This window comes from Dapis hubbardiae BLCC-M172, from assembly GCF_050016015.1.
Lineage (GTDB): Bacteria > Cyanobacteriota > Cyanobacteriia > Cyanobacteriales > Microcoleaceae > Trichodesmium.
Window position 1 is genome coordinate 39,222 of record NZ_JBNHEQ010000141.1, and the last position, 9,506, is coordinate 48,727.

Consider the following 9,506-nt stretch of genomic DNA (forward strand, 5'->3'; position numbering starts at 1 on the left):
ACGTTAAAAAATGATAACCCTGTAGGGACGTTCGCATTTTTGTTATACAACGTCCCTACTCAAATCAAAAAGTCTGTCAGAAAATGACAGAAATATCTTATTTTGAAGTCCTAATAAATTTAAGTAATTAAGGTACTTTGTTCAACATTTATCATCCTTGCATAGAGAATTTGCTCATTAATTTCTAGATTATTGATTAAGCTTAAGCAAATTACAATACCATCACCTATTAATTCTCCTTCTATCTCTCCATACTCGACCTGTAAAATAATATTATCTGCCCGTGAATCATTAGAAACACTATCCGGATCTTGCCAGTTTCCCAAACCACTAATTTCTGTTGTTGCCTTCATAAAATTTAATGATTCAGATTTGAACCTAGGTACAGTTAATGTTAATAATTCCTGTTCAATTCTAGCAAATTTAACATGATTACTTTCTTCTCCAAATAATAGTGCAAAAAGTATATCTTTAGCTAGAATAAGTAATTCGTTACCCTAATTACTCCGATATTTTTCTGTTACTAAGTCAGTTCCTTTTTCTGGAGGATTATTAATTAAATAGCCATCTTCTATTAATTTACTCCGATCTCTTTTATCATACTTTTTGATAAAATCATTTAATTTTTCTCTATCCAGTGCCATGTCTTTGAGGCGTTCTATTCTTGAAAGCCGCTCTTGAGCTTTTTGTTCTTGAATAGCTTTAATATCTTTCTTTTTTATATATAAAGAATCTAAAGTTAAACGTATAATTTGCTCAATTAACCATTCTCGGTCTTGTTGTACTAAATAACTGCGTAATTTTTCCTCGAACTGAGGAGCTAGCTCTTCTTTAACAGAACTAACTATACCTTGAATATTCAGACTCATTTCTGTTCTCCTAAAAATTGGTCATTAAAATAATAGATATGTTTAATTTATTGCTCATTGTGTAATATAAAGCAACTTTATAGATATTCGTTAAGAATCTAGATTTTATTCTACAGAGCTTTATAGAACCCCTGAAGGTATTTATTTTTTTATACATGATGGGGGTGGGGAGTTTGGGGAGGGTGGGGAGATGGGAGCATTTTTCTACCTTTTTCTTTATTTCTTAATCTCCTGACTTCTGACTCCTGAGGACTGACTCCTGAACCAAAAACTCGCAACTTTGCCAAGATACAGTTAGGGCTTCTATATAACTCTAGACTAAAACTTAGCTCTTAACCAATTCTTGCTAATTCAACAACCGAATTTGGGCTAAAACAAACACAGCCGGAATCACACGACCATAATTTGTAGCGATCGCTCTCCAACCCAAATCGGCCAAAAACCAAGTCCACAACATCGGCCCTAAAAATCCTAAAGCTGTCCGTACTGTCCCGTAACGAGCAGCACTAAGAGCCATCCCTCGATTAGCCATTTGCATAGTGACGTGACTTTGAAACTGAGCTGCTGCTGTTGCTCCGCCTTTTACTAATGCTGCTTTTGCCACTTCATATTTAGCAAAATGAATCGCAAATTGACGAGCTAACTGTTTTAGTAATATTGGTTTTAATACCGAACTCACAGCAAAAGCGGTACTACCTTTAAATAATAAACTTAATGGATTTTTTTGTATTGATATTGGTAGGGGCTGAGGAAAGTTACATTCAGCCAGGGAATTTTGTATATTTTGGGCTAAGACATCTTGTTGGGATCGAGGCAAACGTTTCCAGGTTCGACCTAAAACATGGAGAAACACCTCTGCTTCTAAATCTGTGGTTGAAAGTTCTTGAGAATAGGAAATCTTGAGATAACTACAGACCTTAATTAAAGCTTGCCGATAACTTACTTTCTGGGTATGTCCCCGTAATACCGTCATACCATCTGCTGCCAGATAACGAAATCTCTGGTCTAGGGCATCTAACCAAGCATCGCGATCGCGACTTTGTACATCTATTGGTAGAGGAGTCTGGAAATAATCCAAAGGATTGATCCCGCGCCCAAACAAAAGTCCTGTTAATTGTTGTAACTCCTCTTCTGTTGCTAATTCCAGTGCTGCTCTTAATTCATCCAACTTCTTATTTCCTCCACGCCCACAAAGCACTATGATTATACTTCAATTGAGTTTTACTAGGCTAACAACCAAATTAACCTTAACCAACTTATCATTATAACATAAGATATTTATTCTAATATTAAAAATTATGAACAACTCGCAAAAATTTGATATTGCCGTCATTGGTGCAGGTATGGCTGGTTTAGTCTGCGCTCAAGAATTACAGAAAGCTGGTTATTCGGTGGTGGTGCTGGAAAAATCTAGGGGAGTCGGGGGTCGCATGGCAACTCGCCGAGTCTCAGGAAGTCGCGCCGATCATGGAGTACGTTACCTGGAACCGACAGGTAAATTTTTGCAACAATTAATTAATAATCTCAAAAGTCAAAAAAATAGCCCCGATACCGAACCAATTCTGCAACTTTGGACAGATAAAATTTATGAACTAACTCAACCCCAAGGACTACTACTCCCTATTCCTAAAAATTGTTATATTGCGCCCCAGGGAATGAACTCTGTGGGAAAATTTCTTGCCCAAGGTTTAGACATTTGGTTTAGTCGGCGAGTACAAACTATGCAACCAATAGCGGAAAAAAATTGGTGTTTGACTCTGGAAATTACTAATGATGCTGCTACAGAAAAACCAATAGAAGTAATGGCGAAAGCTGTAGTTTTAGCTATTCCTGCACCCCAAGCTTTAATAATTTTGGAAAAACCTGTTGCCGAAATACAGCCAGAATTTCTCAAGCATCTGCGTTTTGTAGAATACGATCCTTGTATTACTGTGATGGCAGGATATTCTCCAGAACTAGAGGAGAATTTACCAGAATGGGGAGCGATCGCTTTCCCGAATGATGACTATCTGGACTGGGTAGGTGTTGATAGTAGCAAAAGACCCCATCCGACTCAACCTGTATTTGTGATTCAAAGTAGCGCCAAGTTTGCTACTACCCATCTTGATACCCCGGACTTACAACCAGTCGGGAAAGAATTATTAGAATATACAGCACAACAGTTGTTACCGTGGTTAAGTAACCCAGAATGGTTGCAAGTTCACCGATGGCGTTATGCTTTCTGTCGTCAAGCTTTGAATGTTTCTTGTTTGACTACAGAAATGCCATTGCCATTAGTAGGTGCTGGTGACTGGTGTGGTGGAAATAATATTGAAGGTGCTTTTGCTTCTGGGTTAGCTGCAGCAAATTGGTTGAGTCAGATGGGAGTAGAGTGATTAATGGAGGTATTAATAGCAGTCTTCAGATAATTATAAAAATTCCTACTACCCAAATTAATTATGCTGCAAAATTATCATCATTTTTAGTTTGAGCAGGGCAATTATTATCAGAAACTTTGCAGTAACGACATTCCCAAATACTAGGAGTTAGTTTAGGCATTTTAGTGCTACAAATTATCGCAAGTAATTCTTGGAGATGCTGTTTAAATTTTTGATTAACTTCCCATGTAGGAATTTCCCAAATATTATCTGGATCAACAATACGTCCGTGAGGTATTTGTTGGTGACAAAGTTCTTGAGTTTCTGATGCTAAGGGCAGTAAAACATATAGAGTAAAACTTGCATTTTGTGAGAATTTTTGCGCCTACCTGTTTTAATATCCTCAACAATAACCCAATTATCTTTTGTGGCAATAATATCGGGTTTACCAGAAACACATATCGGGAATTTTTTACTATAAGCTTTGAATGAATTGTCATCCTCAATATAAACTGTAAATCCTTATGAATGTTACTGTTGGAGAGTTGCAAAAAAGTAAATTAAGTCGTGATATTTTAGCAGAATTAAAGTTAGGAAAAGAGCTGGAAATTGACAGTAAACCATTAGCTCATCCTTATTTTTGGGGAGCGTGGATATGTCAGGGAGAAAGAGAATAGGAAGTGTAGGGAGTGTGAGGAGTGTGGGAAGGGTGGGGACATAGGGAAATAGAGATATAGGTAGTAGTAGATTATAATGGTTGTGGTATTATCATTATTACACACTCGCTTCTGACTTCTGACTTTGTTAACGTAGGGGTTTGGTCTCCAAACCCAATCCCAAAATGCAGAACAAAGTGGAAATCGTACAACAGAATATCGTAGGGACGTTGCATAACAAAAATGCGAACGTCTCTACTTGTGTTTTACTAGCTCTTAAACACCCATTAAACTAAGCTCTTCTGCTAGAGCATCTATAGTGAAGCGAATTTGCTCCTCTGTATGATTACAAGTGATAAAAAAGCGTAGTCTGGCTGCATTGTGTGGTACAGATGGGTAAAACATAAATGGTACATTAATCCCTCGCTTAAATAAATTTTGGGATAACATTACCGACTTAATAGATTCACCTACAATAATAGGTATAACCGGAGAATCTTTACTCATTCCAGTATTTAACCCTCGTTCGCGAGCGCACTCCAAAAATAGTCGAGACATTTCTTGTAGTCGTGCCACTCTTTCCGGTTCCCTCCTTAATAACCGAATAGCAGCTAATACTGACGCTGTATCTGGAGGAGAAATACCTACACTATAAACAAATCCTGGAGAAGTATATTTAAGATATTCTACTAATGCTTTACTACCAGCAATGTAACCACCGCAACTAGCAAAAGACTTACTCAGAGTACCCATCCATAAATCAACATTATTAGGGTTAATCCCAAAATACTCACTAATACCACGACCATGTTTGCCAATAGTACCAATGGAGTGAGCTTCATCTACCATTAAAAAAGTTTTGTAATGTTTTTTAATCTCAATAAATTTTGGTAAATCTGGAATATCACCATCTGTACTATATACACCTTCTATAGCAATAAGTACCCGCTTATAACGATGACGGCGATCGCGCAGTAACTTATCTAAAGCTTCCCAGTCATTGTGAGGGAAAGCAATAATAGTTGCTCCTGATAATAAACAACCTTGGAAAATACTATTGTGACTTAAAGAGTCATGGAGAATTAAATCATTTTGCCCAAACAAATGACTAATAGTAGTTACATTAGTAGCATGACCACCAACATAAAGAATACTATCTTCTACACCAATAAAATCAGCAATTTCTTTTTCTAATTCCTGATGTAATGGCTTTTCTCCTGATAATAACCTACTAGCAGAAACGGAAGTTCCATAATGATTAATAGCTTCTTTTGCAGCATTAGATACGACAGGATCTCCACACATACCTAAATAATTATAGGTAGCATAATTCACCAGTTCCCTACCACCAATAACTGTAGTATTATTATTAATTCGTTCTTGAGGTATAAAGAAAGGATTACCAATACCAGTAGAATTAATATCTGCTAATTTATTTTGCAGTTGTAGATATTCTGGATAGAGGTCAAAGTTATAATACTCTAAAGGAATTTCTTCAGTTTCCGTAGTTGGATTAGAAGTTGAGACCTCAACCTCATCTTCTAATTTTTTGTGAATACTTGGCCTCGTATCCTCGGAGGTATCCTCTACTAAATATTCAGCCAAGGACTCAATTGTGGGATAATCTAACAAAAGGGTAGGAGGTAGTCGCCGACCCAGAAGATTTTCTAGTTCTCCAGAGAGATTGACCACTTCAATTGAGTTAAGACCATAATCAGTAAAATCCCGCTCAATATCTATTTCACTGGTGTCAACTTCTAGCCGTTCAGCTAATTGGGAGACTAACCAGGATTTAATATTATCTCTGACTGGAGATGATTTTGGGACTTGCAAGGCAGGGTCTGGATCATTTTTCACTAAAGACAGATGTTGGCTGTCTTGCTCATTCATAAGCTGGTTCAACAGTTTCATTGTTCACTCCTGCACCACATTAAAATTGCTTGTCACTCAGTTTTTTCTAGTAGCTTATATGCAATAGCACATAATTGGGGAAAAATGTCCCTCTGGAAAATCAGAAATTTGGCTTCTGATTCATTGGGGGCAACTTTTAACTTGTGACAATTACCTGAAATAGCTAACTATTTCAACTGATTGACCTTCCCAAAAAACACTGGGGAAGGCATGATGGTTATTGTGCCACGATCTTATACAAAGTAGAAAGGAAGAAGGAAGAAGAAAGAAGAAAGAAGGGAGAAGGAAGAAGTCCAGTAGGTTGGGTTTCACTTCGTTCTACCCAATAAAACTTTATAGTTCACTCCAGTCCAGTAGCGCCGTAACGCACCGTTTTTGCAATAAATTAGCTGTGTAGTTCACTACTGGACTTACACTGATGCAATGGTGCGTTACGACAGATAGCTGAGTCCATTTCATAGTCTAAATTTAAGCCGTCTAACGCACCCTACTGGACTACTGGACCTGATTCATTGGGGGCAACTATGACTATACCTTTCATTAATTGATAATGGATAATTACCTATTTAACAAAGGAAGAAGGAAGAAGAAAGAAGGAAGAAGGGAACAGTTAGAAGTCATTAGAATTTAGAATTCAGAAGTTAAATTATTGCTGTGACTATACCTGTAATCAAACTGTTTACTTAAAAATCAAGGTATAAAGCCTCTCCATTCATGGATAAAAAAGAAAAACAAATCCTTTTAGTCAATCCTATTCTTAGAAAGAAGAGGTAATTATTAATTATTAATTATTAATTGTTGAACTTCTTCCTTATTCAAATATCTGTAGAGTTCCAGTCAAAAAGCCTTCGCGACAAGCATAACGCTGAACCTTTCCACTAGAAGTTTTGGGAATAGCTCCTGGTTTGAGCAACAATATCTGATAAATTTGTAAATCGTGATTTCTTGACACAGACCGTTGGATAGATTTAATTAAGTCCTGAGAATTATCAAAATTTTCTGTCCCACACTTGCCATTACGCTGACTAAAAAAATCAACCCCTATTGAGCTAACAGATTTATTAGTATGGTCATAATTTTGAGTTGTGACTTGTAACTTTTGACTTCCACGAAGGAGTTGACGAAAATTACGTTCTACCTCAGCTACTATTACTAAACGTTCTTCTCCTGCCACTTCTACAGAAAAGCTAGCAATACAACCTGGTCGAATTAAAGGATGACTTTGTTCGACTGTCCATTCAATATCTTGAGGATAATGATTCCGACCATTTATAATAATCACATCCTTGAGACGACCTGTCACAAATAGTTCCCCTGCCTTGAGAAAGCCTAAATCTCCAGTTCTCATAAATGGCTCTTGGGGTGCTTCAGCTAAATAAGCTGCAAAAGTCTGCTTTGTTTCTTCTGGTTTGTGCCAATAACCCTGAGCAATACTTGGTCCAGATACCCAAATTTCTCCTACTTCTCCCTCAGCACAAAGAGTTAATTTTTCTGGATGAACAATTTTAATCTGTTGCTCTGGCAAAGTTTGCCCACAACCTACTAATCTTTTTGTTCCTTCTATTTCAGAAACTAAGACGATCTGGTTTTTCTCTAATGCGCTAGTCGCAATAGTAGTTTCCACTGGTGGAGAAAGTTTATTACCCCCAGAAATAATTAGGGTGGCCTCTGCCATGCCATAGCAAGGATAAAAAGCTTCCCGGCGAAAACCACAAACAGAAAAGGTATTAGTAAACCTTTCTAAAACTTCAGCACTAATAGGTTCGGCACCATTAAAAGCTACTTCCCAACTACTTAAATCTAAAGTTTGTATCTGTTCCGGTTTAATTTTACGGACACACAAATCATAAGCAAAATTTGGCCCACCACTGGTAGTGCCTCGGTATCGAGAAATAGCTTGTAACCAGCGCACCGGACTTTGGAGGAACATTAAGGGAGACATGAGCATCACAGGAAAGCCTCCATATAAAGGTTGTAATATTCCACCAATTAAACCCATATCGTGATAGGGAGGTAGCCAGATTATTCCTTTACTTTGGGGAGAATGTCCAAAACATTGATGAATCAGACCGGAATTATGTAAAAGATTCTGATGAGTAATCATTACGCCTTTTGGTGTGGCCGTGGAACCAGAGGTATATTGCAGGAAGGCGGTGGTATCCTCATTAATATTGGGTTCTTGCCATTTCTCGGCAAAATTGTCAGGAATATGGTCAGTGGCTAACCAACCTAAACTATCTAATTCTGGGGTTTCTGAGGCGCGACGTTCTAGGCTCAAAACGATAGAATGAGTTGTTAAAGCTATTTTGGCCTTGCTATCTCTAATAATTGTTTGGATGCGCTCTAGGGAACGATTTGGTCTAGGAGGATAAGCGGGAACTGCTATAACCCCTGCATAGAGACATCCAAAAAAAGCAGTAATATATTCTAGTCCCGGTTGATAGAGGAGTAGGGCAACTTCTCCTGGTGGACATACAGATTGGAGATAGGCAGCGATCGCCCGTGAACGTTGTTCTAGTTGTTGATAGGTAAGGCTAATTGTGTCTGTTTCTCCATCTATTAAGAAGCTATAACCTATTTGTTCGGGGTTTTGGATAGCTCTGTTTTTTAATAAGTCTACTAATGTTTTAAATTTTTTATCTAAACTATTCATTTTATTTTTGATAGAAAAAGATAAGGATAATAAGAAATGTACGAGAGGAATTTTAACGCAGATGTAGGGATGATTAAGTAACCAAGCATAATTAAATGTCAAATAAATTATTTTTTTCTTGTTCTGATTGAAATTTTGTTGTTCTTAACCATTTTTTTGAGTGATTTATAGAGAGTAAATTTGGCAAGATAATACCAGCAAAATTAACATCTAAAAAAACGGATCAATTTTTAATACTGAAATATAGCTTAGTTTGATGTTCAAATCTCCCTTTGCTTTTTTCAAAATATGATTGATGAGATAAAATGAAACATCCCTCCCTTTTCAAAGGTAAAAAGTCAAGATAGAATTCTTGATAATTAACTATTGAAAAATCATCAATGACTGAAAATATCTTATATCCCTGGAAACAAGAAACTATAATTCACCATACTCAAAGGTTGTTATGGAGCTATAAATATTGGACTGGTGAATCTCTACTGGATCTAGATGGAACACCAGAAGCAATAGCTCAAGCATTGTGGGAAGCTCCATTTGTTGTTCTTTCTCACGGTATGGAAGAAAACCCTATCTTTAATTATGGTAATCAGCAAGCGTTAGATTTATGGGAAATGAGTTGGGAGCAGTTGACTAATACCCCTTCTCGTCAGACAGCAGAACTTTCAGAGCAGGAAGATCGCCAGCTATTACTGACTCAAACAAAAACTCAAGGCTATATTAGTGGTTATCGGGGGATTCGTATTTCCAGCAAAGGTAAACGGTTTTGGATTTCAAATGTTACCATCTGGAATCTTCTAGATGAAAATCAACAGCAATGTGGTCAAGCTTCTACTTATCAGGAGTGGGAGTATATTTAGTAGTAGTAAATTGTGATTATCTAGGTAAGAAAATACTAGGTGTTTGAAACTCCATTTTCTGTATAATTATTTATCATTAAGAGGCTGGAATAATAGAATCTTAATTGATAATTTTTTTGAAATTTTTATCTAATCAAACTACTATAGCAATCACCGAATGAGATGTGATAAAAAACTGTAGGGGTTTGGTCTCCAAACCCGAT

At 37.0% G+C, this 9,506-nt stretch carries 9 protein-coding genes; 3 read left to right on the forward strand and 6 right to left on the reverse strand.

Annotated elements, in window-relative coordinates; translation table 11 throughout:
* Positions 1 to 119: 119 nt before the first annotated feature.
* The 3 genes from ACP6PK_RS12390 to ACP6PK_RS12400 form a co-directional block, all read right to left on the reverse strand.
* On the reverse strand, positions 120 to 353 hold the full coding sequence (locus tag ACP6PK_RS12390) for a hypothetical protein (RefSeq protein WP_094676187.1): 234 nt from the start codon (positions 351 to 353) through the stop codon (positions 120 to 122).
* 144 nt (positions 354 to 497) lie between these two features.
* Complete coding sequence (locus ACP6PK_RS12395) at positions 498 to 869, reverse strand: hypothetical protein (protein WP_094676189.1); 372 nt, start codon at positions 867 to 869, stop codon at positions 498 to 500.
* 346 nt (positions 870 to 1,215) lie between these two features.
* Positions 1,216 to 2,037, reverse strand: coding sequence for a YaaW family protein (locus ACP6PK_RS12400; protein ID WP_094675355.1), 822 nt, complete (start codon positions 2,035 to 2,037; stop codon positions 1,216 to 1,218).
* Positions 2,038 to 2,167: 130 nt separating this feature from the next.
* On the opposite strand from ACP6PK_RS12400, the gene ACP6PK_RS12405 reads away from it, so the two are divergent.
* On the forward strand, positions 2,168 to 3,244 hold the full coding sequence (locus ACP6PK_RS12405) for an NAD(P)/FAD-dependent oxidoreductase (protein WP_426559863.1): 1,077 nt from the start codon (positions 2,168 to 2,170) through the stop codon (positions 3,242 to 3,244).
* Between the two features lie 312 nt (positions 3,245 to 3,556).
* Here ACP6PK_RS12405 and ACP6PK_RS12410 read toward each other — a convergent pair whose 3' ends face one another.
* A complete protein-coding gene (locus ACP6PK_RS12410; RefSeq protein ID WP_426559869.1) occupies positions 3,557 to 3,733 on the reverse strand; it encodes a Dna2/Cas4 domain-containing protein in 177 nt (58 codons plus the stop codon).
* A 17-nt stretch (positions 3,734 to 3,750) separates the two neighbouring features.
* On the opposite strand from ACP6PK_RS12410, the gene ACP6PK_RS12415 reads away from it, so the two are divergent.
* Positions 3,751 to 3,903: a hypothetical protein gene (locus tag ACP6PK_RS12415; RefSeq protein ID WP_426559864.1), complete on the forward strand. Its 153-nt coding sequence runs from the start codon at positions 3,751 to 3,753 to the stop codon at positions 3,901 to 3,903.
* Positions 3,904 to 4,158: 255 nt separating this feature from the next.
* Here the strand turns inward: ACP6PK_RS12415 and ACP6PK_RS12420 are convergent, their stop codons facing one another.
* Together ACP6PK_RS12420 and ACP6PK_RS12425 are read right to left on the reverse strand one after the other, a co-directional pair.
* Positions 4,159 to 5,793 (reverse strand): aminotransferase class I/II-fold pyridoxal phosphate-dependent enzyme, encoded by a 1,635-nt coding sequence (locus ACP6PK_RS12420; protein WP_426559865.1) that lies wholly within the window; start codon positions 5,791 to 5,793, stop codon positions 4,159 to 4,161.
* 811 nt (positions 5,794 to 6,604) lie between these two features.
* A complete protein-coding gene (locus tag ACP6PK_RS12425; protein ID WP_426559866.1) occupies positions 6,605 to 8,446 on the reverse strand; it encodes a fatty acyl-AMP ligase in 1,842 nt (613 codons plus the stop codon).
* A gap of 380 nt (positions 8,447 to 8,826) precedes the next feature.
* On the opposite strand from ACP6PK_RS12425, the gene ACP6PK_RS12430 reads away from it, so the two are divergent.
* Positions 8,827 to 9,303 carry an MEKHLA domain-containing protein gene (locus tag ACP6PK_RS12430; RefSeq protein ID WP_426559867.1) on the forward strand — a complete coding sequence of 159 codons (477 nt, stop codon included), beginning with the start codon at positions 8,827 to 8,829 and terminating at the stop codon, positions 9,301 to 9,303.
* Positions 9,304 to 9,506 lie beyond the last annotated feature (203 nt).